General features: G+C 63.1%; 20 protein-coding genes. 13 read left to right on the top strand and 7 right to left on the bottom strand.

From position 1 onward, the window contains the following. The first annotated feature begins 170 nt into the window (after positions 1 to 170). Positions 171 to 2,675 carry a UvrD-helicase domain-containing protein gene (locus C4Q26_RS24705; protein WP_104883820.1) on the top strand — a complete coding sequence of 835 codons (2,505 nt, stop codon included), beginning with the start codon at positions 171 to 173 and terminating at the stop codon, positions 2,673 to 2,675. Positions 2,676 to 2,682: 7 nt separating this feature from the next. Here the strand turns inward: C4Q26_RS24705 and C4Q26_RS24710 are convergent, their stop codons facing one another. After that, positions 2,683 to 7,560, bottom strand: a complete 4,878-nt coding sequence (locus tag C4Q26_RS24710; protein WP_371919560.1) for an NEL-type E3 ubiquitin ligase domain-containing protein — start codon at positions 7,558 to 7,560, stop codon at positions 2,683 to 2,685. Positions 7,561 to 7,791: 231 nt separating this feature from the next. Here C4Q26_RS24710 and C4Q26_RS24715 point away from each other — a divergent pair, with 231 nt between their 5' ends. The 3 genes from C4Q26_RS24715 to C4Q26_RS24725 all read left to right on the top strand — a co-directional run bounded on the left by C4Q26_RS24715 (position 7,792) and on the right by C4Q26_RS24725 (position 11,106). Beyond that, positions 7,792 to 8,718, top strand: a complete 927-nt coding sequence (locus tag C4Q26_RS24715) for an alpha/beta fold hydrolase (RefSeq protein WP_023380869.1) — start codon at positions 7,792 to 7,794, stop codon at positions 8,716 to 8,718. A 76-nt stretch (positions 8,719 to 8,794) separates the two neighbouring features. Beyond that, on the top strand, positions 8,795 to 9,208 hold the full coding sequence (locus C4Q26_RS24720) for a VOC family protein (protein ID WP_104881679.1): 414 nt from the start codon (positions 8,795 to 8,797) through the stop codon (positions 9,206 to 9,208). Between the two features lie 218 nt (positions 9,209 to 9,426). Next, the gene (locus C4Q26_RS24725) at positions 9,427 to 11,106 is read left to right on the top strand and encodes an MFS transporter (protein ID WP_023380867.1); all 1,680 of its coding nucleotides are present in this window, start codon (positions 9,427 to 9,429) and stop codon (positions 11,104 to 11,106) included. An 86-nt stretch (positions 11,107 to 11,192) separates the two neighbouring features. Here C4Q26_RS24725 and C4Q26_RS24730 read toward each other — a convergent pair whose 3' ends face one another. Continuing rightward, positions 11,193 to 11,762 carry a hypothetical protein gene (locus C4Q26_RS24730; protein WP_023380866.1) on the bottom strand — a complete coding sequence of 190 codons (570 nt, stop codon included), beginning with the start codon at positions 11,760 to 11,762 and terminating at the stop codon, positions 11,193 to 11,195. Between the two features lie 142 nt (positions 11,763 to 11,904). On the opposite strand from C4Q26_RS24730, the gene C4Q26_RS24735 reads away from it, so the two are divergent. From C4Q26_RS24735 to C4Q26_RS24765, 7 genes are read left to right on the top strand one after another with little or no spacing between them, the layout of a single operon-like run. Beyond that, positions 11,905 to 12,582 carry a thermostable hemolysin gene (locus C4Q26_RS24735; RefSeq protein WP_023380865.1) on the top strand — a complete coding sequence of 226 codons (678 nt, stop codon included), beginning with the start codon at positions 11,905 to 11,907 and terminating at the stop codon, positions 12,580 to 12,582. Then, a complete protein-coding gene (locus C4Q26_RS24740) occupies positions 12,572 to 14,032 on the top strand; it encodes an AMP-binding protein (RefSeq protein WP_104883821.1) in 1,461 nt (486 codons plus the stop codon). The genes C4Q26_RS24735 and C4Q26_RS24740 overlap by 11 nt, the downstream gene beginning before the upstream one ends. Positions 14,033 to 14,044: 12 nt before the next feature. Continuing rightward, positions 14,045 to 14,725: a TenA family transcriptional regulator gene (locus C4Q26_RS24745; protein WP_023380863.1), complete on the top strand. Its 681-nt coding sequence runs from the start codon at positions 14,045 to 14,047 to the stop codon at positions 14,723 to 14,725. Beyond that, positions 14,712 to 15,518, top strand: a complete 807-nt coding sequence (locus C4Q26_RS24750; RefSeq protein ID WP_104881682.1) for an SDR family oxidoreductase — start codon at positions 14,712 to 14,714, stop codon at positions 15,516 to 15,518. Before C4Q26_RS24745 ends, C4Q26_RS24750 begins: the two co-directional genes overlap by 14 nt. Next, positions 15,515 to 16,156, top strand: coding sequence for a tetratricopeptide repeat protein (locus C4Q26_RS24755; protein WP_023380861.1), 642 nt, complete (start codon positions 15,515 to 15,517; stop codon positions 16,154 to 16,156). Before C4Q26_RS24750 ends, C4Q26_RS24755 begins: the two co-directional genes overlap by 4 nt. 2 nt (positions 16,157 to 16,158) lie before the next feature. Beyond that, entirely contained in the window at positions 16,159 to 16,821 is a 663-nt protein-coding gene (locus C4Q26_RS24760) for a response regulator (RefSeq protein ID WP_023380860.1), read from the top strand. Continuing rightward, positions 16,818 to 18,185, top strand: coding sequence for an ATP-binding protein (locus C4Q26_RS24765; RefSeq protein ID WP_027906693.1), 1,368 nt, complete (start codon positions 16,818 to 16,820; stop codon positions 18,183 to 18,185). Before C4Q26_RS24760 ends, C4Q26_RS24765 begins: the two co-directional genes overlap by 4 nt. 6 nt (positions 18,186 to 18,191) lie before the next feature. Here the strand turns inward: C4Q26_RS24765 and C4Q26_RS24770 are convergent, their stop codons facing one another. From C4Q26_RS24770 to C4Q26_RS24785, 4 genes are all read right to left on the bottom strand, one after another. Next, a complete protein-coding gene (locus C4Q26_RS24770) occupies positions 18,192 to 18,578 on the bottom strand; it encodes a VOC family protein (protein WP_023380858.1) in 387 nt (128 codons plus the stop codon). Between the two features lie 170 nt (positions 18,579 to 18,748). Beyond that, the gene (locus C4Q26_RS24775; RefSeq protein ID WP_023380857.1) at positions 18,749 to 20,020 is read right to left on the bottom strand and encodes a carbohydrate porin; all 1,272 of its coding nucleotides are present in this window, start codon (positions 20,018 to 20,020) and stop codon (positions 18,749 to 18,751) included. Positions 20,021 to 20,131: 111 nt separating this feature from the next. Then, positions 20,132 to 22,549, bottom strand: coding sequence for a glucose/quinate/shikimate family membrane-bound PQQ-dependent dehydrogenase (locus C4Q26_RS24780; protein ID WP_104883822.1), 2,418 nt, complete (start codon positions 22,547 to 22,549; stop codon positions 20,132 to 20,134). Positions 22,550 to 22,847: 298 nt separating this feature from the next. Then, entirely contained in the window at positions 22,848 to 23,201 is a 354-nt protein-coding gene (locus tag C4Q26_RS24785) for a cupin domain-containing protein (RefSeq protein ID WP_023380853.1), read from the bottom strand. Between the two features lie 117 nt (positions 23,202 to 23,318). Here C4Q26_RS24785 and C4Q26_RS24790 point away from each other — a divergent pair, with 117 nt between their 5' ends. Next, a complete protein-coding gene (locus C4Q26_RS24790; protein WP_027906690.1) occupies positions 23,319 to 24,218 on the top strand; it encodes a LysR family transcriptional regulator in 900 nt (299 codons plus the stop codon). A 24-nt stretch (positions 24,219 to 24,242) separates the two neighbouring features. On the opposite strand, the gene C4Q26_RS24795 is transcribed toward C4Q26_RS24790, so the two are convergent. Further along, positions 24,243 to 24,854, bottom strand: coding sequence for a LysE family translocator (locus tag C4Q26_RS24795; protein ID WP_027906689.1), 612 nt, complete (start codon positions 24,852 to 24,854; stop codon positions 24,243 to 24,245). 101 nt (positions 24,855 to 24,955) lie between these two features. On the opposite strand from C4Q26_RS24795, the gene C4Q26_RS24800 reads away from it, so the two are divergent. Continuing rightward, on the top strand, positions 24,956 to 25,924 hold the full coding sequence (locus C4Q26_RS24800) for a GlxA family transcriptional regulator (protein ID WP_027906688.1): 969 nt from the start codon (positions 24,956 to 24,958) through the stop codon (positions 25,922 to 25,924).

Consider the following 25,924-nt stretch of genomic DNA (forward strand, 5'->3'; position numbering starts at 1 on the left):
TGCTCCTTGATTCGGTGGAATGACGCCATGATGCGTGGGTTAAAGATCGAAAAAAAGCGTAAATATCGGCTTAAAACAATCTATAAAATAGATTGAATTGCAGATGGCATTTGACCGCTTTGTCGCCTAATGCACTGATTCGCTGGCGATTTTTCTTAGATGCAGCGAACATGGCTGCTGATTCGATTTTCAACGGAGTGATCGTGGCCCACGAGCAAACCCAGGCGCCCGCCGACCTTACCCCTCCAGCCCAGCTGCCTTGGTTTCGTCGCCTGGCCGCACGCCTGCTTGGGCGTGGCCTGAGCCGTCTGCAAGCGCAACACCGCGACTCCTGGTTCCTGGGGCACGCCACTGGCCAACGCAGCGGCCACGCTGACGGCCTGCGAGAAGGTTTCGAGCGTGGACGGCTGGAAGGTTACGAAGCCGGGCGCCAGGTACTGGTGATTCGCGACATTCGCCCCGATGCGCCTGCGGTTCCCGGCCAGGACGACAAACTGTTCGATGATTGGCGTCTGCCGCTGAGCGCCGAGTTGAAAAAGCGCTTCAAGGCCGATGTCGCCCAGCGCCTGCCTGCCGAGGCCCAGCCCAGCGCCGCGCAGTGGAAGCTGATTTTCAGCGACACACCGTCCACCTGCGTGGTGGCGGGGGCCGGCGCGGGTAAGTCTACCTCGCTGGTGCTGCGGATATTGCTGCTACGCCATTACCTGGGCTACGAGCTTGACGCGATGACCGTGGTCACCTTCACCCGCGAGTCACGCAAGGATTTCATCAAGCGCCTGGTGCAGGTCTTCGCACGCTGGCAGATCGATCTGTCGCCTGCCCGTGCCCGGGAAATGGTGCGAACCTTCCATTCGCGCATTCTGCCGCTGGTCCGCAGCCTGCCGGGTTTTGGCCAGGTACGGGCATTCGAGACACTGGGCAGCGAGATGCCGGCCGGGCAAGAGGCTGAGGCTGACAGTAATCCGTTCGATCTACGTCTGAACGACGCCCAGCGTCAGCAGCTGAACCTGTGCTACAGCCAGCTGCTCGATCAAAGCCCGCGCTTTGCCCAGATCATCGCGACCTTGCGTCGCGAGGCCCTGCAGCTCAAGCCCCTGGACCCGGACCACCCGGACGTGCAAAAGCGTGTGCAGGTGACCCAGCTGGCCGCCCAGCGTGACGAAGAGCTGTGCGATGTGATCGAGGACCTGTGGTTCGCGGCGGGCGCCTGGCCGATCAGGGGCATCGAGCCGTGCCGCGAGACGGTAGACATTCGCGGCAGTCGCTTCCATGTCCACGGGCGTCTAGAAGGGCTGGATACCTGGGTGGTGCTGGGCTTCGACCCCTCGGAAAGTGCTCAGTACCAACGCCCCGGCGCCAAGCTTGCGGTGCGTGCGGAATGGGCGGTCAAGCGCACGCTGTTGCAGGCCTACTGTGACAAGCCGCTGATCTGGCTCGACAACTACGCGATGGCCCGGCGCCTGGCGGCGTCGTTGGCGGGGGATGCGGTGTCGGGACCGGGTTTCGAGTACAAGGTCAAGGGCGAACTGGCAGCGGCGCCGCTGCTCGATGCCTTCGTCGGCGCGGCAAGTTTCATCGAGAACCTTGGCCTTGAGGTCGGCAGAGCGGTCGCAGCGATGAGCTTCCCCGCAGGCGACAGTGATGGGTTGTTCTTCGAAGCGCTGGCATTGTACTGGAAGGCGCTGGAGGCGCATTTGCTCGCCCAGTCGCCGCCGGTGATGAGCTACAACCGCATGTTCGCCCTGTTTGGTGAAAACAATCCCGAGAACCTGCAGCTGTTGCCCGACCCATTGCTGCGCCCGTTGGCCCATTTGATGATCGACGAGTTCCAGGACGTTTCACCACAGATCGTCAGTTGGCTCCGGGCCAGCCTCGCTGAAATTCGCCGGCGTGGCACAACCATGCATACTGGGCGGAATGCCCAGCACTCGTCGTTGCTGTGCGTGGGGGACGACTGGCAGTCGATCTACGGCTGGCGTGGCAGCTCGCCCAAGTACTTCATGGAGTTCACCAAGACCTTCCCGTCACCGGCCAATACCCGGGTGATGCTGGTCGACAATTACCGCTGCCAGCAGCAGGTGATCGACGCCGCCGAGCATCTGGTCAAGGGGACTCCGGCCATCGCGGGCAAGAAGGCGCGTGCCGCGGGGCCGGCTGCGGAATTGCCGGGCTCGCCGGTCCGGGTGTTCGACCGTGACGAGGCGGCACTGGGCCAAACCTTGATCGAGCACTACCAGCGCGGTGAGTCGGTGATGATGCTGTACCGCAAGGGCAGTGACCGGGCCTTGATGAGTGAGCACCTGCAAACGGTACTGCAAGCCGAAGCGGCACTGCCCGCCGAGCAGCGTCGGCTGCGTCAGTTGACCTATCACAGCGCCAAGGGCCTGCAGGCCGATGCGGTGTTCATGTTGGGCGACTGCCAGTACCTGACCAGTTCGCCGTACAAGAACCAGGTCTATCGACTGGCCGAATTGGGCCGTTCAGGCGATGCCCAGCCTTTCGATACCGCGCAGAAAGAAGAGGTACAGCGCTTGGCCTACGTAGCGGTGACGCGGGCGGTCCGGCACTGCTATTGGCATGTCGAGGCTGCCAATGGCGAGGCGGCGAGTGCGCCGCGTGCGTCCAGCCAGGTGGATGGCCGGCAGGCCTTCTTCGAAGACCTGCGCGGACAGTGAGCGCGACCTAGCCGCCGAGGGTTGCCACCTGGTGGGTGAGGCTGAGCAACAGGCCATGTTCGACCTGCTGTTGCTCGGCGTTCAGGGCATCCATGGCTTGCTTGAACTGCCCGTCGTTGAGCTGCACGCGGCGCAGATGGTGCTGTTCGTCCAGGGGACTGGCCGGCATGACTTTCGCCAGAGCGGTGGTGACCGAGGTATCTAGGCGCGTGACAGGCTCATTGCTTCGATCCAGGCAGTAGAACAGGTAGTCATGGCCTGATCGCCAGAAATCGGTGAGCAGGATGAACTGCTCGGCATAGCGGGTCTTAATGTGCATGACCCAACCTGGTTGCTCGATCAACCAGCGCTCCCGAGCCTGGTGGTCACGATCGAGCCGTTCCACCTCGGCAGCCACTTTGTCGATGATGCCTTGGGTGATTCTGGCGGTGTCACGGTACAGCATGCCCCGGCTCGGCTCGGGGAAGTCCAGGCGCGCGGCCAGCGATTGACGCAAGGCCAGTCGTACCTCGATATCGTCGACCAGGCCGGTTTGCAGGTACAGATCCGGATAGGCCAAAGGCTCGTCCAGCTCATCGTATGGCGGCAAGTCTTCGTCAAAGACATCATCTTGCAGGGCCTGCTTGCGTAGCGTTCTTCGCAGACTGATGCGGTCGGCCAGTTCATTGACTTTGCTGCGCCGGAACAACCGGTGGTAAAGGTGCAGCAGCGTTTGCGAGCGATCACCGAGCCGACCCGCCGTCTCGTGGGCCAGCACCTCGATCTCCAGAGCGCTGAAAGCATCGGCACCGGCATCCCCACAGGTGGGTGGGTAGTCCTGGGCGACTTGTTCAAGGCGCTCTCGTAGCCCGGTGTCCTGTCCGGCTTTCTCGAGCATGGCCCACACGCGCGTCGCAACGCCTTGTGCGTCCTGGCGAGCTTCTGCCGATTGCGCCAAACGCTCCAAAGCGTTGAGCAGATGGCGGTTCCCGCCGTGTTCGAACAGGTCGCTCCAGAGTCGTTGCTGGTGACTGCTGGCCTGGTCACGCCATATCCCCCGATCCCCTTGTCGTGGCGTACGCTCGGTCACGTTGACACCACCGTTCGCCAGGCGAGTACGCGTTGGGCCTTCGAGCGGGTTGAAATTGAACAGCCAGCTGCGTCCTTCGACACGGGCGGCAACATCGCGGGCGAAGGGTGTCTGTAACACGTCGGACAGATCGGGGACTGTACCGATGCGATTGTGGGAAAGGTCCAGGATGCGCAGTTGGTACTGCGGCTGGCGCATTAGGGTGGACAGCCCGTTGGGCCATTGGCTGAGGTCGCAGCGGTCCAGGTCGAGTTGCCTCAGCCGCGCCATGTAACGCAGGTCGGGGGCCAATTGCAGTGGATTGCCACTCAGTCGAAGCACCTTGAGATGCACCAGGTCCTGGAAGCGCGCCGCCAGTGCCGGGTTCAGCGTGATGTGGTTGTCCGACAGGCCCAGGGCCTCCAGCGGTAATCCTGCCAGGCAATCCAGGCTGGCATCGTTGAGCTCCAGCAGGTTGCCATGCAGATTGAGCACACGCAGGTCACGCATGGCGCCCAGGGCCCGCAGCGCCGTGGGGGGCAGGGTGGTGAGGCGGTTTTCGCCCAGCGACAGCGCCTGTAATTTAGGGGTCGACCTCAGGGCGTCGAACAGTGACTCAGCGTCGATTCGCGGGTTGTCGATCACTTCAAGCTGCGAGAGGTTTGGGAAGCACGCCAGAAAGGCGCCTTCCAGTCGGGTCAACGTCAGACGCTCGAGGGTAAGGGCGCGGACCTGTGGGAAGCGTGCGCCGATTGCCGGCAGTTCGGTCAGTTCCAGGTCATCGAGTACCAGCACCGAGGCGTCGGGCTCGCCTTCTTGGCGCCATGCACTCATGAGCCGTTCGCTGCATTGCCGGCGTTGGTCACGCAGGGGCGACTGCTCGACGGCCTGATGCCAGCGGTTCAGTGCGCTCAGCAAGGTGCGCTGTTCTTCTTCGAGTCGTTGGATTGCGCTGCCCAAGTCACCGGCTTGGGACAGTTGCGCTTGCAGCGCGCTGAGCTGCTCGGCATTGAGCGTTGGGTAGAGGGCCCGGAGTCGTCCGGTGGCGACGCTCGTGGAGGCGCCTCGGCCACTGAGCGGGTAGCCCAGACGGCCGTTGGCCAGGCGCAAGGGTGATCGCACGCTCGGCCGGATGGGCTGTTGGCCGAGCAGGGCAGCGCAATGCCCTCGGTCGGCGGTGGCGTGGCCGAACAGCTCGGTGGCCGTTGCGCCGGGGTGTTCGGCCAGCAACGCCTGTTTCAACAAATGGCTGTCGGCATTGGCCAGCGAGAGCCGATACAAGCCCAGGAGTGCCTGATCGAGCCGTGCATGGGCTTGCAGCAACCGTGCTTCTTCGGCAATGCGCAAGGGCACCCGCCCCGATGCAAGTCGTTGCCGCTCGCCGTGACCGATGTGTCTGAGTATCTCCTCCAGCGCGCTGTCCGGTAGGCCAGGAAACTGCCGTGCCAGTGTTTGCTCGGCAGGGCTACGCAATTTGCCCTGGCTGTGCCGCAAGCTGTCGAAAATGGCTTGGCGCTTGCTGTCCAGGCGATCGGCCAGTCGTTGGTCCAGGGTGCTGGCACGCTGCGCGGAAGGCGTATCGCCCAGCAGGGATTGCCGCTGTTGCTCACCCATCTGGGCCAGCACGGTCTGGCTCAAATGGCCGCTTTCCAGGTCCGAGCGAGTGATCTCGATTTCCACCTGGCCAAGCATCGGTGGCGCGCCGTAGCGCACCGAATCGCCCCAAGGCTCCGGGCCGTCGTACACCTTCAGCACATGATTTAGGGGCCATTGCGGCATGTTCAGCAGTTCTGGCAGTGCGTAGTTCTTGTAGGCGGCCAGGCGTTGGCCATGGCGTACGCTGCCGACGATGTGCTCTACCTGGTTGTCCAGGCGCAGGCGAAGCAAGGTTTCGCGCAGCAGTGCCGGAGGCTGCAGCCCGGTAGCCTGGGTGCGCCGCAGGACCGTGCTGTCGATGCCGGTAGTACGCAGGGCGGCGGCCAGTTCGGCATCGTCGAGCCCGGCGCTGAACTGGCCCAGGCGGCGCAGCAACTGGGCTGGCTCCCATTCCACCGGTCGTTCGAAAGCCAGTTGCCAACGACCGTCACCGTGGTGGTGCAGAAGAGGGGCATAAGCATTGGGGTCGTGGGGATGGCGAACACGCCACTGCTGTTCGGCGTCCTGGAAGATTTCGAACATCGCGCCATCGTGCATCCAGTAGATCTTACCCTCGACCCGGTAATAGCCTGACGCGTCCATCACTGCACCCTCCGGCAAGATTGTGGAGCTGGCATAACGGGCCATTTGCGGGTGCCACAGCAATGCTTGCCCGTCATGCCAGACGCGTTGCAAGGCATCGACGAAGCCAGAGGCCTGCACCAGCCGCGTACCCACCGCAAAACCCGCCGTTACCGCCGCATTGATGGCCAGTGCGGTCAATTGCCCCAACGCTTGGGCAGTATCGCCTTCCTCCCAGGCGTGGAACCCAGTGAACACCGAATCCATGATTTGATAGGCGAACACGCCCGCCATGACCGTATTCAGGCCGGGGACGAAAAAGGCGGCGACATTGAGAAGGCTCACGCCCGTCTCGGCCCAATGGGCCAGACGTTCCTGGCGGGCCTTGGCGTCGACATCGGCGGTTGGGACGGCGATGGCCCTGGCATCTGCTTTCATCCGCGAGACATTGGCCGCGTAGAGCGCCGACCAGAGCCCGCCATTGACTCGCGAAGGGGTGAACCGCAGATCGATCTCTCGGCGCGGGTGGACGAGGCCGTCACGCGGTTCGAACAGTGCCTGCTCAAGCAAGCGGTTCAGCTCCGCCTGTCTGTCCTGGTAGGCGCAATTGATCAACAGGCGGCGGAACGTGCTCTGCAGCAGCCTGTGGCTGAGATGCCGTCCAGCCTCCTGGCGTGAGCTTAACTCCCTGACCGGGTGTTCGCTGTCATTCGGCATGTAGACGATGCATGGATTGTTCTGGTCGGGTTGGTCTGGCCCGATCAGCAGGAGGTCGTGGAGGGGAATGTCGAACAGGCTCAGGCGCCAGCAGTGCAGGTTGTGTTGTCCATAGGTTGGCCGAGCTGCGTTTTCGGCCAGCTGGTTCAGGCCGCGGAGGCCGCGTTGGCTAAGCAGTCCCTGAAGGGCCGCGACCTGCGCCCGCACCCGTAATGAATGGCGCAGGGTGTCGAGGGTCAGTCGCTCGATTTCAGCCTTGCGCGGGCCGTCATAGTACGACTGAAGATGGGCCTGGTACTGTCGACCCAGGTCCAGCTCCCGGCAATGCCTGACGAAGCTCGCCATCGATAGCCCTTGCAGTGGGCTGTCATCGTCTGGCGCGTTGATCAGTGTGCTGTAGGCGCCGACTTCATCCAGGCCTTCGAAGTTGTGCAGGGCCGCCTCGAACAGGCTGCGCGACTGCGGTGCGCCGACAGGTCGGGTGGCCAGGATGTCCACTTCCCGCTCCGGTACCAGCGGTATCTCCGGGTTGGGAACGCCTGGCCAGTTGCTGCTGGCGGGTTCGAAGGGTTGGAATACATAGTGGGCCTTGTCCACGGCCACAGCGATGTTCAGTCGGCGGGTCAGCAACGGTTTGCAGAATTCGGTGATCCCTTGGAACCCGCGCAGGCTCTTTTGCAGGGCTCGTTGGTGGGTGTTGCGCGCTTCGATGAGTGCGCGCAGTCGCTGGCGATCATCATCCGAGGCGGTGCTGTACCAACTGAAGGGGGCGCCGTCATCGGCGAGGTAGTCGGCACGCAATTGCTCGACGATGTGCTGGGTATGCGTTGGATGCAACATCGTGACCCATTCGGGCAGGGCGCGGCTGATAGATGCCTGGTGGAGCGGGGGTGTGCTGTACATGGCGAGAGCCTCTGGTCTTCAGAGGCGATAGTCGACCTTCGTTTCGCGGTCAGGGTGCGGTAGATACTTGCCCGCAAGGGTCGGTCTCGCGCATGTATGGGTCGGTACGAGGGCAGCGTTGCCGGGGCTTCTGGAGGATGGTGTGGCTATACACGGTGTCACCGGGTAGGCATGAGGACGGTGGCGAATTCCGTCTGGCCATGGCGCCAGGTTTAGCCAGGGAGTAGTTGCATGCGTTCGCTATGCGGTCCGAAGGATCATCTGCTTGACCTCGAAGGCATTGAAATTGCCGTGCGCACGTGGGGGCCTGAAGATGGGATCCCGGTATTGGCCCTGCACGGCTGGTTGGACAACGCGGCTTCGTTCGAACGGCTCGGGCCGTTGCTCGACGGTTGTTTCGTGGTGGCGCCGGACATGGTTGGCCACGGGCGCTCCGACCATCGACGCCATGACAGCGGCTACTACCTCTGGGAGCATGCCGAGGACATGCTGGCGGTGACCGACAGCCTGGGCCTGTCGCAGTTTCATGTGTTGGCCCATGGCATGGGCACCGGGGTCGCATCGCTGCTTGGTGCTATGACCAGTGGCATCGCCAGCATGATCTTCCTCGACGGCATGGGAGCCCCGTTCACGGTTGCCGAGCATGACCGCGTGCAGCACCTGGCGCGCGCCTATCGGCTCAAGCGCATGGTCCAGCGCAGCCAGTTGCAAGGCTTCGGCGAGCCTGACACACAGCGTTTCGACACCATCGAGATGGCCTTGGCGCAACGGCGCAAGCGCCTGGACGGTGAATTGTCCGAAGAGGCCACGCGACTGTTGGCCCTGCGCGACTTGCTGCAACTGGGCGATGGCTACTGCTGGCGTCACGACCCACGGCTGGTGCTGCCCGAACCCATGCCGCTGACCGAGGGCGAAGCCTGCGACCTGCTTCGGCAAATCCGTTGTCCGCTGTATCTGATGTTCGGTCGCCAGGGGGCGTTCACCGGTGAAGGGTTCGAGCAACGCAAGGCGGCCTTGCCTGAACATGCCCGCGTTTCCTGGCATCCGGGTGGCCACCATTTTCACCTGGAAGCACCTGATCGCGCGCTGGTCGACCAGATACTGCGCATCCTGGCCCGCCACGAGGGGAGCTTGCTGCAACGACGGGTCAATGAGTGACGGTTATGGCGACGGTGTCAGGTCCTGAGCTATGGTGACAGGCAATGATTGCCTGGATGCCATAGGGAGGCTCGGCATGCGACCTTTCGCCATCGCCCATATCGACCATCTGGTCTTGAGGGTCACGGACCTTGCGCGCAGCGTTGCGTTCTACCGCGATGTATTGGGCTGTCGGGTCAGTCGCGAGCGGGAGGATCTGGGCATGGTCCACTTGGCGACCGGTTCGGCGATGATCGATCTGGTCACCCTCGATGGTCCACTGGGTAAACCGGGCGGTGCGGGTCCCGGGCCGCAAGGGCGCAACCTGCATCACTTCTGCCTGCGCATCGAGCCTTTCGATGAGCAGGCGCTGACCGCCTACCTGCTGGAGCAGGGAATCCGTGTCGAACCTGCCGAACGACGCTACGGTGCCGAAGGGGAAGGGTTGTCGCTGTACTGTTATGACCCCGACGGCAATCAGGTCGAGTTGAAGGGGCCAGTGCAGGACTGAACCCCAGGGCGAGGAACGCGGGGCCCTCGGCGCTCACTGGCGATGCTGGCCAGTGGATATCCTGGAAAAGCCGATTATGCTTCTACTGTCCTTGCTGCGATCCGAGGCGGCTTGCCTCGTCGTGCTTCGCGCAACCAATGCAAGCCCCAGGGCCTGGGTGCGACGCTGAAATGGGTGTGAGGTACTCCGGCCTTAGAACAACAAGACGGAGGCAACCCATGGCGGTACTCGATAGCGCAACCACGGGCAATAGCGCACCCCAACGCGGCATCACCCGAGAGGAGCGAAAAGTCATTTTCGCGTCATCCCTGGGTACGGTGTTCGAATGGTACGACTTCTACCTCTATGGCTCATTGGCGGCCATCATCGCCAAGCACTTCTTCGCAGGCGTCAATGAAACCACCGCGTTCATCTTCGCCTTGCTGGCCTTCGCCGCAGGCTTTGCCGTGCGGCCGTTCGGCGCCATCGTGTTCGGTCGCCTGGGCGACATGATCGGGCGCAAGTACACCTTCCTCATCACCATTGTCATCATGGGCTTGTCCACCGCGGTGGTGGGTATCCTGCCCAGCTATGCGACCATCGGGGTTGCGGCGCCGATCATTCTGATTAGCCTGCGCCTGTTGCAAGGCCTGGCTCTGGGAGGCGAGTACGGCGGCGCGGCGACCTACGTGGCCGAACATGCGCCCAAAGGGCGGCGAGGTTTCTTCACCGCCTGGATCCAGACCACCGCTACCTTGGGGCTGTTCCTGTCGCTGCTGGTGATACTGGCATGCCGCACCGCGATGGGGACCGAGGCATTCGAAGCCTGGGGCTGGCGCATTCCGTTCCTGCTGTCGATCCTGCTGCTGGCGATATCGGTGTACATCCGCATGCAGCTCAACGAATCGCCGGTGTTCATGAAGATGAAGGCCGAAGGCAAAGCGTCCAAGGCGCCACTGACCGAGTCCTTCGCCCGTTGGGACAACCTGAAGGTGGTGATCATGTCGCTGCTTGGCGGGACCGCCGGCCAGGCCGTGGTGTGGTACACCGGGCAGTTCTATGCGCTGTTCTTCCTGCTGCAGACGCTCAAAATCGACCCGCAGACCGCCAACCTGTTGATTGCGGGTTCGTTGCTGATCGGCACGCCGTTTTTCATCGTCTTCGGCAGCCTCTCCGACCGCATCGGACGCAAGAAGATCATCATGGCGGGGTGCATCATCGCGGCGTTGACTTACTTCCCGATCTTCAAGGCACTTACCGAGTACGGCAACCCGGACGTGTTCGTCGCCCAGGAGCAGAACCCTGTTGTGGTGGTGGCCGATCCTGACCAATGCGCCTTCCAGTTCGACCCGGTCGGCAAGGCCAAATTCACCAGTTCCTGCGACATCGCCAAAAGCCTGCTGGCCAAGCGTGCGATCCCCTATGGGAACGAAAAGGCCGAGCCGGGTAGCGTCGCGCAGATCCGTATCGGCGAGCGGGTGATTCCGAGCTTCGATGGCAGTGGCCTCGCGGCCGCTGACTTCAAGTCCCAGAGCGATGCCTTCACCGCTACCTTGGCGGGCGCTCTGAAGGATGCCGGTTATCCGGAAAAGGCCGACCCGGCGAAGATCCATTACCCCATGGTGTTGCTGCTGCTGACGATTCTGGTGATCTACGTGACCATGGTCTACGGGCCGATAGCCGCCTGGCTGGTGGAGCTGTTCCCAGCGCGTATCCGCTACACCTCGATGTCGTTGCCATACCACATCGGTAATGGCTGGTTCGGTGGCTTCCTGCCGACGGTGGCATTCGCCATGGTGGCGGCGACCGGCGATATCTACTATGGGTTGTGGTATCCGATCGTGATTGCGGTGATGACCGCGGTGCTGGGGATCTTCTTCTTGCCGGAGACCAAGGATCGGGATATCCATCACAGTTGAGGCTTCATTGGCCCTTTCGCGGGCAGGCTCGTTCCCACGCAGCCAGGAACGGGCTTACCCGCCCAAGGGCCGCTGCAGGTGCTTGCTCAATCGAAGTACCCGCGCAGGGTGAAGGCGTAGCCGATATCCACCTGCGCGGCCTCACCCCGGCTCCAGCGCTTGTTCAACACGAACTCGAATGCCGGCTCGTACAACCCTTCGCGCACCACGGCACCCGCCAGCACCTCTACGTCATACCAGCCGTTATCGAGCTCGATGATCGGCCGCCCGGGCTCCTGGTAACGTGCCAGTAGGTCGCCCAAGGTCTTGGGGGTGAAGTGTTGCAGGATGCGCCAGGTGAACAGCATCAGCGCGCGGTTCTCAACCCGCAACACATAGCCGGAGCGTTGATGCTTGAGGCGGCTGCCGGGTTGGCGCAGCGCGGGCGGGTCGCCGTCGAGGGTGAAAAGGATGCGGTAGGGCAGGTTGTCGACGCCGGCCAAAGGCAGCACGACCCCCTCGCGCACGGCCTGGTCGCCGCTGTCGCCATGGGTGAACTCGTAGGCCAGATCGTCTGGCAGGCCATGGGCCTGCTTGTAGCTTTCGAGCAACTGGATATCGCCGACCAGAAAGTAGTCGACCCAGTCAGTGAGCACTTCGCTGAATTCGTGGCGCATCGCTGTTCCTTGTTGTAATACGCGGTGAGCAAGGGCAACTGTAGCGGACGCCTTGCAGACTGTGAACGCAGGACAGCCACTTCAGACTGGCTTCAGATTTCTCCGGGATACTGCGCCGAACGCATGAACCCAGGGGGATACCATGACCCAGAACGATTGCGGCGCGATGTTTCCATTGGCCATAGGCGTGCATCCCGAGCGCCAGGCCCATCTGCTGCTGCATGGCGTGTCCGACCCAGGACGCGCCGAACTGGAACAGTTCATCCATGCCCGCTTCCAGTCCATTCACCACGCCGACGTCCATCACTATCTGCCTGAGCTACTGGGGCTGTACGACAGTCACCATCGTCTGATCGCCGCGGCGGGCATTCGCCCGGCCATCAGCGGTCCGCTATTTCTCGAACGCTATCTCGATGAGCCACTGGAGGCTTGCGTATCGCGCCTGGCCGCCGGCACGGTGCAGCGCTCGGAACTGGTGGAGGTCGGGAACCTGGCCGCACTCAGTGCGGGCAGCGCGCGGATCATGATCATTGCCGTGACCTGGTTGCTGGCCGAACGTGGTTTGCAGTGGGTGGCCTTCACAGGGGCGACGACCTTGGTCAACAGCTTCCATCGACTTGGCCTGGTGCCAACGGCACTGGCCCCGGCGGACCCGGAGCGCCTGCACGGCGAGGCGGCGAGCTGGGGGCATTACTACGCCCAGCATCCGCAAGTGTTCGTCGGACGCATCGGTGGTGGCTACACGGCGCTCGCCCAGAGTGGGGTATTCGAGCGGTTTGGCTTGCCGGTATCTGTACAGGAGGCCGGTCATGCCGCATGAACTGCAAGCGTTTCAGCAGATCCTGCACCGGCATGCACGTAGCCGTGGCGCGCAACCCGCCGTGCAAGGCAGCAGCGGCGCGTTTACCTATGACCAGCTGCTGGCCGAAGTGCAATGGCGGCAGGACTGGTTGGCCGGGCAACCTCGCGGTACCTTCGCGCTGGCCCTGGAGAATGGCCCCGAGGCCTTGTTCTGGGACCTGGCGGCACTGTTCGGCGATCGCCCGTGCGTGATCCTGCCGACGTTCTTCAGCCATGCCCAGCGCAGGCACTGCCTGGAACAGAGCGGCGCGGTACTGGCGGTGGCCGATGAGGGCTTCGCCGAGGACCTACGCCAATGCGGCTTCAGCCCGCGTGAACAATACTGGACGCGTGAAGCCACAGTCGCCCAGCCGTTGCCCCTCGGCACCGCGAAGATCACTTACACCTCCGGCAGCACGGGGGCGCCCAAAGGTGTGTGCCTCAGCGCCGACAGCCTGTTACGGGTCGCCAGTGAGCTGGAGGCCGCCAGCCGCGCTGCGGCACCGGGCAAGTACCTGGCAGTGCTGCCTTTGGCCGTTCTACTGGAGAACCTGGGCCTGTACGCCGCCTTACTGGCAGGTGCCAGTGTAATGCTGTACCCGCAGCAGCAGTTGGGCATGGGTGGCGCCAGTCAGGTCGACTTCAAGCGTCTGCTGGGCTGCATCGCGTTGTCCGGAGCCGAAAGCCTGATTCTGGTTCCACAGCTGTTGCTGGGTCTGGTCACGGCCATCGAGCGGGGCCTGATGCGTGTGGGGCCCTTGCGCTTTGTCGCGGTGGGCGGTGCGCGAGTGGCTTCCAGCCTGCTGCAGCGAGCCGAGGCCGTCGGGCTTCCGGTGTTCGAGGGCTACGGGTTGTCCGAATGCGCATCGGTGGTATGCCTCAATCGTCCTGGCGAGCAGCGCCTGGGCAGTGTCGGGCGGCCCTTGCCCCATGTGCAGGTACGTATCGCCGAGGACGGCGAGGTACTGGTCTGTGGCTCGGCCCTGCTGGGTTACCTGGGGGAGCCTGGGTTCGACGGCGCCTGGTGGCCCACGGGGGACATCGGGCACTTCGACCCGGACGGTTTCCTGTACCTCGATGGGCGCAAGAAGCACCAGTTCACCACCAGTTTCGGACGCAACGTGAACCCTGAATGGGTGGAGGCCGAGTTGACGCAAGGGGGCGTGATCGCGCAGGCGTTCGTGCACGGCGAGCACCTGCCCCACAACCTGGCGTTGCTCTGGCCGCTGGACCCGTCAGCGTCCGATGAAGCGATCGAGCAAGCGGTGCGTCAGGCCAACGCCGGGCTGCCGGACTATGCCCAGGTGCATGCCTGGAGGCGTTTGCCCGAGTCACTGAGTGTTGCCCAGCAGACCCTCACGGCCAATGGCCGCCCGCGGCGTGAACACATTCTGCAGCGCTACGAGTCGCTGCTAACTGAAATTCAATGAAAGAGGTCCATCATGTCATTCTTTGCAACCTTGCAAGCGGAAACCGCCGAGGAACGTACGGCGTTGTTCAATGTGCCTGTGATCAAGGACGCGCTTGACGGCAAGGCCAGCCTTGAGTCCTACAGGGCCTTCCTCGGCCAGGCGTATCACCATGTCCGGCATACCGTGCCACTGATGATGGCCTGCGGGGCGAGGCTGCCTGAGCGGCTGGAGTGGCTACGCGGTGCGGTGTGCGAGTACATCGAAGAAGAATATGGCCACGAACACTGGATTCTCAATGACATCGCTGCCTGCGGTGGCGAGCCGCAACAGGTACGCGATGCGCGGCCGGCGCTACCCATCGAGCTGATGGTGGCGTTTCTCTATGACCAGGTCGCCCGTGGCAACCCCGTGGCGCTGTTCGGAATGGTCAATGTACTGGAAGGCACCAGCATTGCCTTGGCCACTCAGGCTGCCGGTTCCCTGAAGCAAGGCCTCGGCCTGCCGGACACCGCATTCAGCTACCTCAGCTCCCACGGCGCGCTGGATCAGGACCACATGGCCACGTATCGCAAGCTGATGGATCGCCTCGACAGTCCCGAGGACCAGCAGGCTGTAGTCCACGCAGCGAAAGTGGTGTACCGGCTGTACACCGCGATGTTCGAAGGGTTGCCACGCGCCAACCGGGGCGAGGTGCGCCATGCGGCTGTCTGACTGCGTGGTGGTGCTGACTGGCGCGAGCGGCGGCATTGGCCTTGAGTTGGCGGATCAACTCTGCGCGGCGGGGGCGCGGGTGTTGGCGGTCAGCCGCCACCTGGGCAAGCTGAGCAGCCTGATGAATCGCTACCCGCAGCAATTGCGCTGGCAGGCGGCTGATCTGTGCAGCGCCGAAGGCCGCGGCGAGGTGTTGGCAGCGGCGCGGGCCATGGGCGGTTTCAATGTGTTGATCAACGCGGCGGGCGTTAACCGTTTCGCCTTGATCGAACAGCTCGACGAAGCCGCGCTCGACGAACTGTTCGACCTGAACATCAAAGCCGCAGTGAAGCTCACCCGCATCTGCCTGCCACTGCTGCGCGAACAGCCTGCGGCATTGGTGGTGAACGTAGGCTCGACCTATGGCTCGATCGGTTACCCAGGCTACGCCACCTACTGTGCCAGCAAGTTTGCCCTGCGTGGTTTCTCCGAAGCCTTGCGGCGCGAACTGGCCGACACCACGGTAAGCGTGCTGTATGCCGCCCCTAGGGCCACCCGTACGGCAATGAACAGTAGTGCCGCGACGGCCTTGAACCAGGCTTTGAAGGTGGGCATGGACGACCCGCAAGATGTCGCCCGCGCCGTGCTGGCGGCGGTGCAATCGGACCGCAACGAGCTGTACCTGGGGTGGCCAGAGAAATTATTCGTCCGTCTGAACGGCATGCTACCTGGCGTGGTCGACCGCGCGCTGCGCAAGCAACTGCCGCTGATTCGCCGCTACAGCACCTCGCACAACAAGGAGTCGAGCAAATGAAACCCCTGATACTGGCCAGTCTGCTGGTCATCGCGCCTTTCACCTGGGCCTTGGATCAAGCCGGCACGCAGCAGCTCGGTGCCATCCAGCAGCGCTGGGCCGAGGTTCGCTACCGTGTACCCGAGGCGCAGCAGGCTGCCGCGTTCGAGGCCCTGGCCGGGCAATCGGCGGCCCTGGTTCACCAGCACCCAGGTTCAGCCGAGCCGTTGATCTGGGACGGAATCGTCAACAGCAGTTGGGCGGGTGCCACCGGCGGGATAGGGGCATTGGGCAAGGTCAAGGCGGCACGGGCCAGCCTGGAAAAGGCGTTGGCCATGGACCCCAAGGCCCTGCAAGGCTCCGCTTACACAAGCTTGGGGGCACTGTATGATCAGGTGCCGGGGTGGCCATTGAGTTTTGGCGACCATGACAAGGCCGAAGCGATGTTGCGTCAAGCCCTGGCGATCAACCCTGATGGCATCGACAGCAACTACTTCTGGGCTGACCACTTGTATCGGCAGAACCGCTACGATGAGGCCCGCGCCGCACTGCAGAAGGCCTTACAAGCGCCCGCCCGGCCCGGCCGCGAATTGGCCGACCAGGGCCGGCGAGGGGAAATCGATGCTTTACTCAAGGCAATCAAGGACAAGCAGGATTAAGCATGCGTCTACTGCTGGTTGAAGATGATGCAGCGTTAGGAGAGGGGATCTGTGACGGCCTGCGCCAGGAAGGGTATACCCTCGACTGGCTGCAGGATGGCGCCAGTGCGCTGCACGCCCTGGTGCACGAGGCTTTCGATTTGGTCATCCTGGACCTGGGGCTGCCCCGGTTGGACGGTATCGAACTGCTCAGGCGCCTGCGCGCCAGCGGCAAGAACCTGCCAGTGCTGATACTCACCGCCAGGGATGCCACCGAAGATCGCATCAATGGCCTGGATGCCGGTGCCGACGACTACCTGGTCAAACCCTTCGACCTGAACGAGCTCAAGGCCCGGTTGCGGGCCCTGTTGCGCCGCAGTGCCGGTCGTGCGCAACTGGTCATCGAACATGCCGGGGTGCGTCTGGACCCTGCGACCCAGCAGGTGTATTACTTGGACCAGCCGGTGGTGCTGACACCCAAGGAGTATCGCTTGCTGCACGAACTGCTCGCGCAACCGGGCAAGGTCTTCACCCGTGAGCGCCTGACCCAGTTGTTGTATGGGTGGGATGAGGAGCCTGAAAGCAACACCCTGGAGGTGAACATCTACCAGCTGCGCAAGAAGCTGTTCAATGGCTTGATCCGAACCGTGCGAGGTATTGGCTACCTGGTGGAAGGCCATCGATGAGTTCATTGCGCCAGCGCACGTTGTGGCGCGTCATGCTGTCGTTGCTGGTCGGGAGCGGAGCGCTTGCGCTGTACAACTACCACGACAGTCGACACGAAATTAACGAGGTCTATGACGCCCACCTGGCGCAGAACGCGCGGCTGTTGCAAGGGATCATGAGCCTGCCGGTGCAGGAACAGAGCCGCGATGCCCTCTACCGTGCCTTCAACGAGGCGCTGAGCAAGGCGGGGCACCACAGGGTGGGCCACCCTTATGAAAGCAAGCTGGCATTCCAGGTCTGGTCCGATGATGGCAGTTTGCTGGTGCACACGCCCAGCGCACCGCGTATCGAGCCAGCTCCGCGCACGCCGGGGTTTGCCGATATCGTCGTGGCCGAGCAGCGCTGGCGCAGTTTCATGCTGCCGGTACCCGAAAAGCGCTGGGTGATCTGGGTCGGCGAGCGCAACGATGTTCGCTATGACCTGATCGACCGCATCGTGCGCCACACGTTGATGCCGTTCCTGCTCGGCAGCCTGGTGCTGGCACTGTTGGTCTGGGCGGCGATTGGCTGGGGGCTGAAGCCGTTGCAGAACATGGCCACGGTCATACGCGCGCGCCACGCCGAATCCCTCGAGCCCTTGCAGCTGGTACCGCTACCGGCTGAGCTCGAGCCCATGCAGGCCGCGATCAACCGGTTGCTCGCGCAGATCGACGAAATGCTCCGGCGCGAGCACCGTTTCATCGCCGATGCCGCCCATGAGATGCGCACGCCGTTGGCAATTCTGCGCCTGCATGCGCAGAACGCGCTTGCTGCTGCCAGCGAGGCGGAGCGACAAAAGGCGCTGACCTACCTGATTGGTGGTGTCGACCGCCTTGCCCGGGTGGTCAACCAACTGCTGACCCTGGCGCGGCTGGAGCCACAACTGGGCCCGCGTGACTGGCAGCCGGTCGATCTGGCTGAGGTGGTCACCGATACCCTGGCCGACCTGACCCCTTGGATGCTCGCACGAGGACTGGAGCCTTCCCTGGACATTGCCGAAGCTGACTACCGCGTCAGTGCCGATGCCGGTGCCCTGGGTATCGCCATCCAGAACCTTGTGACCAACGCTGCAGATCATTCGCCGGCGGGTGGACGGGTGAGTGTACGCCTGCGTCGCGAGGGCCAGACAGTGCGGCTGGATGTTGATGACGAAGGGCCTGGCATCGAGCCTGCGAACCTGAAGCGGGTCTTCGAGCGCTTCTACAGCAAGGATGCACCCAATGGCGCTGGGTTGGGGCTATCGATCGTCGCCGCCATCATGAGCCGCGTGGGCGGCAGCGTGCAGTTGGACAACCGGGCACCGCATGGCTTGCGTGCAACGCTGCGTCTACCGACGAAGTCGTGAATGCCTTCAGTGCTTCTGGGCGAGCTGGATCAGGTTGCCGCAAGTGTCATCGAATACCGCGGTGGTGACCGGCCCCATGACGGTAGGCGGCTGGGTGAACCTCACGCCAGCTTTGCACAGGCGGGCGTACTCGGCCTGAATATCGCGCACCCGAAAGGTCGTGAAGGGAATACCCTCCTGCTTGAGCGCTGACTTGTAGGTCTTTGCTGCAGGGTGTACATCCGGTTCGAGCAGCAGTTCGACCCCGTCAGGGTCATTGGGTGAGGTGAGGGTCAGCCAGCGATGCTGGCCCATGGGCAGGTCATGCTTGGGTTCGAAGCCGAGCACGTAATGGTAGAAGGAAAGGGCCTTGGCCTGGTCGTCTACGAGGATGCTGGTGACTACGATCTTCATGGGCGTCCACCGTTTCCAAAGCTCGTTATCCTCTAGTAAAGCTGCTCTGCATCGTTTGGCCAGCGTTATCCGAACTCGGCCTGAGCCTTGGGGGGACGGGCCGGCGGTTGCCCCCTCCCTTGATGGAAAAGGGCGCGCAAACCACCGGCGCGTTCTAGCCTGAACCGCTATCAGAACGTGGCTTTGACCTGCAGGCCAACCACCAGTGCGTTGTCGATGTCCTTTCCGGAGAAGGCGCCTGGCTCGATGATGTATTGCACATCAGGTCGCAGGTTCAGCCATGGAGTGGCCTGGTAGCCGTAGCTCAGCTCGATCAGTTGTTCGGCGCTGTCGATATCGGGGAAGGCCTGGCCATTGTTCAGCGCAGTTTCTTCCAGCACGTCGCGGCTACGCGGGTTCGGCACGGCGCGACCGTAACCCAGGGCCAGGGTATCGCGAGGGCGCCCTTCGAACGGCTTGTACAGCACCACACCGGCGCCATACCACTTGGTGAATGGCGAGGCGGCCTTGCTCGATGCCGAATACTGGCCGAAGGCATGCAGGCTGCGGCCAGCCGATTGCGGATCGTTCCACACGGCTTGGTCGATCAGCAGGTAGTGACCACCACGGCCCGACACTTCGTCGTCGCTGCCAATGCGTTTTACATCGGAGCTGTCGTAGTAATAGCCCAGCTTGTACTCGCCCGGCAGCTCGCCTTGAAGCTTGTACACCAGCTCTACCGGAACCACGGTGCCGGTGGTGTGCTTCGGCCCCAGGTGCCAGGCGCGACTGGAGTTGCCATTGCTTTCGGGGTCGACATTGAACGCCGCGACGCGCAACTGCCAGGACGGCGAGAAGTCGTACTTCACACGCACGCCGAGGTGGGCGTTGGGATAGTTGGTCCAGCCGCTACCGCCCGACATGTTCAATGGGTGGCCGCAGAAACCGGCGTTCATGAAGTTGCACAGGATGCCGCTGTCCAGCCCGCCCAGGTCGTTGCCCATGGCCATGTAGCCGAGCTTGACGTTCAGCGCCGGGGTGAACAGGGTGCGCTCATAGCTCAGTTCGGTCAGGCGGGTGTAAAGGCCGCCGTAGTTTTCCTGGATCGGAAGACGGTTGCCCACCAGATCTTCCGAGGCGCTGTTGCCGCGACGGTCATTGATGGTCAGTTGGACTTTGCCGCCGTTATCCAGGCCATAGAGCTTGGACAGGTCAAACTGCACACCGAGCTTGAGGTTCTGCGAATAGCGCGCGGAGCGGTGCAGGCCGCCATGGGCGTTGTAGGCGGTTTCGCCGCTGTAGTCACCGGTGAATTTGATGCCGTCCTCTTCCAGCTGGTGACGCAGGCCGCCCCAGTCACCGGTCAGGGTGCTGCGGGTCATGAGGTCGCCATCGGCCAGGGCTGTGGTACTGGCCAGGGCCAGGAGTAGAGCAGTGGGGGTGTAGCGAAGAGCGGGGGACATTACGGGGTCTCGGATAGTCTTTCAGGGCCTCATCGCCAGCAAGCCGGCCACTACTGGGACCTTCGCGGGTCCTGTAGTGGCCGGCTTGCCGGTGATGACGGACGAAGCGGTTTACGGCAAGGCGTACGAAATGACGTAGTCGCCACGGTCGGTCGACTGACGGGCACCGCCGGCAGTGACGACCACATACTGCTTGCCGGTTTTCGGCGAGACATAGGTCATCGGGCCACCCTGGCTGCCTACGGGCAGGCGGGCTTTCCAGATCTCGTTACCGTTGCTGCTGTCGTAGGCGCGCAGGTAGAAGTCCTGGGTGCCGGCGATGAACACCAGGCCACCTTGGGTCGACAGGGTGCCGCCAAGGGTCGGCAGGCCGATCTTGATTGGCAGGTGCATACGAATGCCGAGCGGGCCAGTGTCTTCGACGGTGCCGACCGGAACCTGCCAGGCAACCTGACGGGTTTTCATGTCGATGGCGGTCAGGGTGCCAAAAGGCGGTGCCTGGCATGGAATACCGGCTACCGACAGGAAGCGGTTCTTGTTCACCGCGTAAGGCGTGCCCTTGAGAGGTACCGCGCCCATGCCGGTGTTCAATGCTTCACCACCACCTGCGGCCTGACCCTTGTTCTGCGATGGGATCATCTGGATCCACAGGCCCAGGCGCATGTCGTTGACGAAGATGAAACCGTGTACCGGATCGGTGGAGATGCTGCCCCAGTTCATGCCACCCAGCGAACCCGGGAAGCTCAGCGACAGGTCGGTACCCGGCGCGGTGTACAGGCCGTCGTAGCGCATTTTCTTGAAGTCGATGCGGCACAGCAGCTGGTCGAACGGCGTGGCACCCCACATGTCCGATTCGGTCAGGGTCTGCGCGCCGATCTGCGGCATACCCACCGATTTCGGTTGCGTCGGGGAGTACGGCTCGTTAGGGATATTGCCCGGCTTGACCGGTACTTCGTCAACCTGGGTCAGCGGCTTGCCGGTGGCGCGGTCGAGTACATAGATCTGCCCAGCCTTGGTGCCGATCACCACCGCAGGAACGGATTTGCCGTCGTCCTTGGTGAAGTCGATCAGGCTCGGCTGCATTGGCAGGTCGAAGTCCCACAGGTCATTGTGTACGGTCTGGAACACCCACTTCTGGTTGCCGGTGGTGGCGTCGAGGGCCAGCACCGACGCGCCGTAGGTGTGGTCCAGCTTGTTGCGCTCGACACCGTAGATGTCGGTGGACGAGGAACCCATCGGCAGGAACACGGTGTTCATCGCCGGATCGTACGACATGGGTGCCCAGCTGTTGGGGGTGCTTCGCACGTAGGTCTTGTCACCTGTCGGTGCGTTGCGATCTTCCGGATTGCCTGGGTCGAACGCCCAGCGCATGGCCCCGGTGATGACGTCGAAGCCACGGATCACGCCGCCTGGCATGTCGGTCTGGACGTTATCGGCAACGCGGCCGCCGACCACGACGGTGGTACCGGCCATCAGCGGCGCGGACGAAAGCTGGTAGTAGGAGTCAGGGACGTTGCCCAGGCCAGCCTTGAGGTCGACCTGGCCATTGTTGCCGAAGCCCTGGCAAAACTCACCATTGTCGGCGTCGACGGCAATCAGGCGACCGTCGATGGTGTTGGTCAGCAGGCGACGCTGGCAGTTGGCGCCGGCTGGCACGCTGGCCTGGGTGATTGGCGAGCTGTTTGGCTGGGTCGGCTGTGCGATCGGCGCGGTGGCGTCGAAGTAGGCCATGCCACGGCAACGCTGCCAGACTTTGGACTGGGCGTTGATCTCGTTCTTCCACAGCTCTTTGCCGGTGTCGGCGTCAAGGGCGATCAGGTTGTTGTGCGGCGTGCAGATGAACACCTTGCTGCCGATCTGCAGGGGGGTCAGCTGGTCCTCGGCCCCGTTGCCGTCGCTGAGGGCGACGTCACCGGTGCGGTAGGTCCAGGCCACCTGCAGCTTGTCGACGTTGGCGCGGTTGATCTGGTCCAGCGCGGCGAAGCGGCTGCCACCTTCGGTGTTGCCGTAGTGGGCCCAGTCTTTCTGTGCTTTTTCCGGCGCCACTGGGGTCAGGCCAGGGCCTTTACCGGTGGGGGCGACACTGGGGTGGGCAACGAACATGTTGCCGACGGCGATGGCCAGCACCACAGCCAATACGCCCGCGATGCCATAAGCGCCACGGCCGGCGCTGGCACCGTTGGCGCGGGCCAGCATTGGGTACACCAATGCCACCACCAAGCCAATCGCGGCAAACATGAACAGGCGCGAGAACAGCGGCCAGAACTGCAAGCCGGCATCGACCAGCGCCCAGATCACGGTACCGACCAGGAACAGGGCGTACAGCCAGGCACCGGCGACCTTGCGGCGTGCGATGAGGACGCCGGCGATGGCCATGGCCAGGCCGCCGATCAGGAAGTACCAGGAACCGCCCAGGCCAGCGAGCTTGATGCCGCCAGCAGCCAGGAGAAGGCCAAGCAGGGCGACGATTACGCCCAAGCCGACCAGAATGAGGGTTGTGGCGCCAGAGGCGCGCGGGGTTTCTTTCATGCCAGAGATCTCAGCAGGTGGAATGCGGCGGAGTTTAAGCCCTTAGCAAGCTAATTAACAAGTTAGTACAAAATTTTCTGAGGCTGATTGTCGCAGGGTTGAACTTGCCAAGGAGTGGCTAAAAGTCTAGATCAGGCCGGTAAATGTGCACGGGGTGTGCCGTTCGTGTTCATTTGTCGATGTGACGCAGTAGACTTTCGTCGTAATGCGCCACCCAGGGGCAGTCGGTAACGCTGCGCGGCGCCGCCACCAGCGGGCAGCAGGCAGGCGTTCAGTCAGTGGGCGTGGGCAGGTCGGCTCAGCTATTTGGCCAGGGCAGGGAGGCGCTGTAGAACACCGCGAGCCAGATGGTGGAAGTTTGCTGGGACGTCCACTCCACCCGATGGCGGCAGTGGGGAGGAATGTCGAGGCAGTCCCCCGGCTTGAGCAGGCGGGTATGGTCTTCGTGCTCCAGACGCAGCCCGGCTGCGCCGCTGAGCAGCACGACCCATTCGCCTTCGGCCTGGTCGTACCAGAAGCCGGGTGGGCTGGCCTGGCCGGTGGAGACGATACGTTCTATGCGCAGGCCGGGGCGCTTGAGCAACGCGTCGACCAGTTCGACGTCGCTCGGGCAACGGGACGGAAGTGCGTCGAATACATTCGCAAGGGGCATTTGGGATCTCGCTCTACGGGGGGTGTTTCCACTATGAACGGGAGGAGTCATCAGTGCGCTTCTTGACCTGCCACACCGATTGTAGGACCGTTCCGAGATTTCAACGGCGGGAAAGATATGGACAAGCTCTTGGCGATGAAGATGTTCGTGGCCACCGTCGATGCACAGGGTTTTTCAGCCGCTGCCCGCTCCCAGGGTGTGGCTCCGTCCTCGGTCACCCGGCTGGTCGATGCCCTGGAAGGCGCCCTGGGGGCCACGTTGCTCAATCGCTCCACCCGCCAAGTCAGCCTGACCGAGGCGGGGGCCCGCTACTATGAGCGCTCACGGGCGATTCTCGAGGCGTTGGCAGAGGCTGACGCCAGTGTGGCCGACCGAGGCGAGGAGCCGGTAGGGGTGTTGCGCCTGTGCTTGCCGGTGGAGTTCGGTCGCCGGGTGATCGCCCCGCATCTGGGGCCGTTCATGGCACAGCATCCGGCGCTGGAGTTGGACATCGACATGAGCGACCGTCTCGATGACCTGCTCGATGGCCGTTATGACCTGTCGATCCGCTTGGGCGACCCGGCGCCGGATGACGAACTGGTCTGCCGCCAGCTGGGCACTTTCGACCGCTGGCTGGTGGCCAGCCCGGCGTATCTGGCTGGGCGCGAGCCGTTACTCCACCCTCGGCAGCTGCTGGATCACGCCTGCCTGCGTTTTCGCTACGGACAAAAAGCGCGGCCCTGGCGTTTGCGCCAGGCAGAGCAGGCGTTGGAACTGGACGTCAGCGGGCCGTTGCGCAGCGCCAACGCCGATATGTTGCGCGAGGCTGCCCTTGCGGGCTGCGGCATCGCTCTGCTGGCCGACTGGCTGGTGCGCGAGGACGTGGCGGCTGGCCGGCTGCAGCGGATTTTCGGTGATTGGCAGGCAAGCCCAGGCGCGGCCAGTGACAGCATCAATGCGTTGTACCTGCCCAATCATCGTGGCTCGCGTCGGGTCAAGACATTCGTCAGTTTCTGCGAAGGCTTGCTCAAGCCCTGAGTCGAGGCTTTCAAAGGATGGCCTTCAGCGACCCAAGGGCAGCGCCGCGCCAATCAGCGCGAACAGGCTGGCGCAGCAGCGATTGAATCCTTTGCCACCTTTGGCCAACCAGGGACGGATGCGAAATGCCAGACGCGCCAGCACATACTCGACCAGGCACTCGACGCTGGCGAAAGTAGCAGCCATCACCACGAACTGCATGAGCAGCCCGCGCTGCGGGTCGATGAATTGCGGCAGGAAGGCGCCATAGAACAGCAGCACCTTGGGGTTGGCCAAGGCCGACAGCAGGCCCTGGCGAAACAGTCCGGCATTGTTCAGTCGAGCAGGCCGCGCGTTCATCTCCAGGTGCAGGGCTGGGCTGCGCCATAGCTGGATCCCCAGCCAGATCAGGTAGGCGCCGCCAACCCACTTGAGCACGGTCAACACCGAGGCAGACGCTTGCAGCAGGGCGCTAAGGCCGAACATGGCCAGGGCGATCAGGGCGCTGAAGCCAAACACACCGCCGACGATGGTGAACAGCGTCCGGCGAGCGCCGTACTGGGCGCCGTGGGTCAGGGCCAGCAGGCTATTGGGGCCTGGGGTCAGCGACAGGCCGGTGCTGGCCAGCAGGTAGATCAGCCAGGTGTCGAGTGCCATGGAAAGTGCCTTGTCGATTCACAGACGTCCAGTTTAGGGTACGCCGTTCGAATCAAAGGGTATTATCTGGCCATTCAATGGTGTTTTCTGGACATTGTGCAATGCCCCCTGATCTTCGCCTGTTGATCCTGCCGTTGCCGGATTTTGCCTTGCTGCCCTTCGGCGGCTTTCTCGACAAGCTGCGTTTCAGCGCCGACGATGAGGATTACAGCCGTCAGCGGTATTGCTGTTGGACATTGCTGGGCCTGACTGACGATCCGGTGCCATCGAGCAGTGGGGCGGTGGTCCATGTGCACGTAACGCCGGAGCAGCTGGAACTGCGCGGTTACGACTACCTGGTGGTGTTCGGCGGACGCAGCGCGGGCGCAACCGCCCAGCTCGCTCCGCGTTATCAAGGCCTGCTCAGGCAGGCTGTCAAGGCGGGCGTGAAGCTGGTCGCAGTCGACAATGCAGCCTTTCTGCTGGCGGCTTGTGGCTTGCTGGACGGGCACAAGGTGGTGGTGCACTGGCGCCACGAAGTGGAGTTCAGAGCCAGTTTCCCGCACCTTCAGGTTCTGCCCGAGCAGCTGTACTGCATCGATGGCGGGCGCATTACCTGTGCAGGCGGTACGGCGGTCATCGACCTTGCAGTGGAGCTGTTGTCGGCAGCCTGCGGTCGAACCCGTGCACTCAAGGGGTTGGCCGACATGTTGGTGGACGAAACACGCCACAGCCGTCACGCGCTGCGCTCGCTCGAAACCGGGGCTGGGCAGGGGCGTCAGGTTACGCGGGCCTTGGCGCTGATGCGTCACCATCTGGGGGCGAAGCTGTCCGTCGAACAACTGGCCAGCGAGCTTGGCATCAGTCGGCGCCAGCTGGATCGACAATTCCAGGCCAGCCACGGCATGAGCGCCAAAGGCTGGTGGCTGGAGATGCGCTTGCAGCAGGCGCGTTGGCGACTGCTCAATTCCAGTCACAGCTTGGCGCAGATTGCCGACGAGGTAGGGTTGGGCGATGCGAGTTACCTGGGCAAATGCGTGCGCCGGCGCTTTGGTTGCACGGCGCAGGTCTTGCGCCGGACAGGTCCTTGA

It is taken from the genome of Pseudomonas sp. SWI44 (assembly GCF_002947915.1).
GTDB lineage: Bacteria > Pseudomonadota > Gammaproteobacteria > Pseudomonadales > Pseudomonadaceae > Aquipseudomonas > Aquipseudomonas taiwanensis.

What these genes read in the sequence shown, in the direction of transcription:
- C4Q26_RS24705 (WP_104883820.1), top strand. Translation starts at nt 171, where the DNA reads ATGGCTGCTGATTCGATTTTCAACGGAGTGATCGTGGCCCACGAGCAA.
- C4Q26_RS24710 (WP_371919560.1), bottom strand. Translation starts at nt 7,560, where the DNA reads ATGTACAGCACACCCCCGCTCCACCAGGCATCTATCAGCCGCGCCCTG.
- C4Q26_RS24715 (WP_023380869.1), top strand. Translation starts at nt 7,792, where the DNA reads ATGCGTTCGCTATGCGGTCCGAAGGATCATCTGCTTGACCTCGAAGGC.
- C4Q26_RS24720 (WP_104881679.1), top strand. Translation starts at nt 8,795, where the DNA reads ATGCGACCTTTCGCCATCGCCCATATCGACCATCTGGTCTTGAGGGTC.
- C4Q26_RS24725 (WP_023380867.1), top strand. Translation starts at nt 9,427, where the DNA reads ATGGCGGTACTCGATAGCGCAACCACGGGCAATAGCGCACCCCAACGC.
- C4Q26_RS24730 (WP_023380866.1), bottom strand. Translation starts at nt 11,762, where the DNA reads ATGCGCCACGAATTCAGCGAAGTGCTCACTGACTGGGTCGACTACTTT.
- C4Q26_RS24735 (WP_023380865.1), top strand. Translation starts at nt 11,905, where the DNA reads ATGACCCAGAACGATTGCGGCGCGATGTTTCCATTGGCCATAGGCGTG.
- C4Q26_RS24740 (WP_104883821.1), top strand. Translation starts at nt 12,572, where the DNA reads ATGCCGCATGAACTGCAAGCGTTTCAGCAGATCCTGCACCGGCATGCA.
- C4Q26_RS24745 (WP_023380863.1), top strand. Translation starts at nt 14,045, where the DNA reads ATGTCATTCTTTGCAACCTTGCAAGCGGAAACCGCCGAGGAACGTACG.
- C4Q26_RS24750 (WP_104881682.1), top strand. Translation starts at nt 14,712, where the DNA reads ATGCGGCTGTCTGACTGCGTGGTGGTGCTGACTGGCGCGAGCGGCGGC.
- C4Q26_RS24755 (WP_023380861.1), top strand. Translation starts at nt 15,515, where the DNA reads ATGAAACCCCTGATACTGGCCAGTCTGCTGGTCATCGCGCCTTTCACC.
- C4Q26_RS24760 (WP_023380860.1), top strand. Translation starts at nt 16,159, where the DNA reads ATGCGTCTACTGCTGGTTGAAGATGATGCAGCGTTAGGAGAGGGGATC.
- C4Q26_RS24765 (WP_027906693.1), top strand. Translation starts at nt 16,818, where the DNA reads ATGAGTTCATTGCGCCAGCGCACGTTGTGGCGCGTCATGCTGTCGTTG.
- C4Q26_RS24770 (WP_023380858.1), bottom strand. Translation starts at nt 18,578, where the DNA reads ATGAAGATCGTAGTCACCAGCATCCTCGTAGACGACCAGGCCAAGGCC.
- C4Q26_RS24775 (WP_023380857.1), bottom strand. Translation starts at nt 20,020, where the DNA reads ATGTCCCCCGCTCTTCGCTACACCCCCACTGCTCTACTCCTGGCCCTG.
- C4Q26_RS24780 (WP_104883822.1), bottom strand. Translation starts at nt 22,549, where the DNA reads ATGAAAGAAACCCCGCGCGCCTCTGGCGCCACAACCCTCATTCTGGTC.
- C4Q26_RS24785 (WP_023380853.1), bottom strand. Translation starts at nt 23,201, where the DNA reads ATGCCCCTTGCGAATGTATTCGACGCACTTCCGTCCCGTTGCCCGAGC.
- C4Q26_RS24790 (WP_027906690.1), top strand. Translation starts at nt 23,319, where the DNA reads ATGGACAAGCTCTTGGCGATGAAGATGTTCGTGGCCACCGTCGATGCA.
- C4Q26_RS24795 (WP_027906689.1), bottom strand. Translation starts at nt 24,854, where the DNA reads ATGGCACTCGACACCTGGCTGATCTACCTGCTGGCCAGCACCGGCCTG.
- C4Q26_RS24800 (WP_027906688.1), top strand. Translation starts at nt 24,956, where the DNA reads ATGCCCCCTGATCTTCGCCTGTTGATCCTGCCGTTGCCGGATTTTGCC.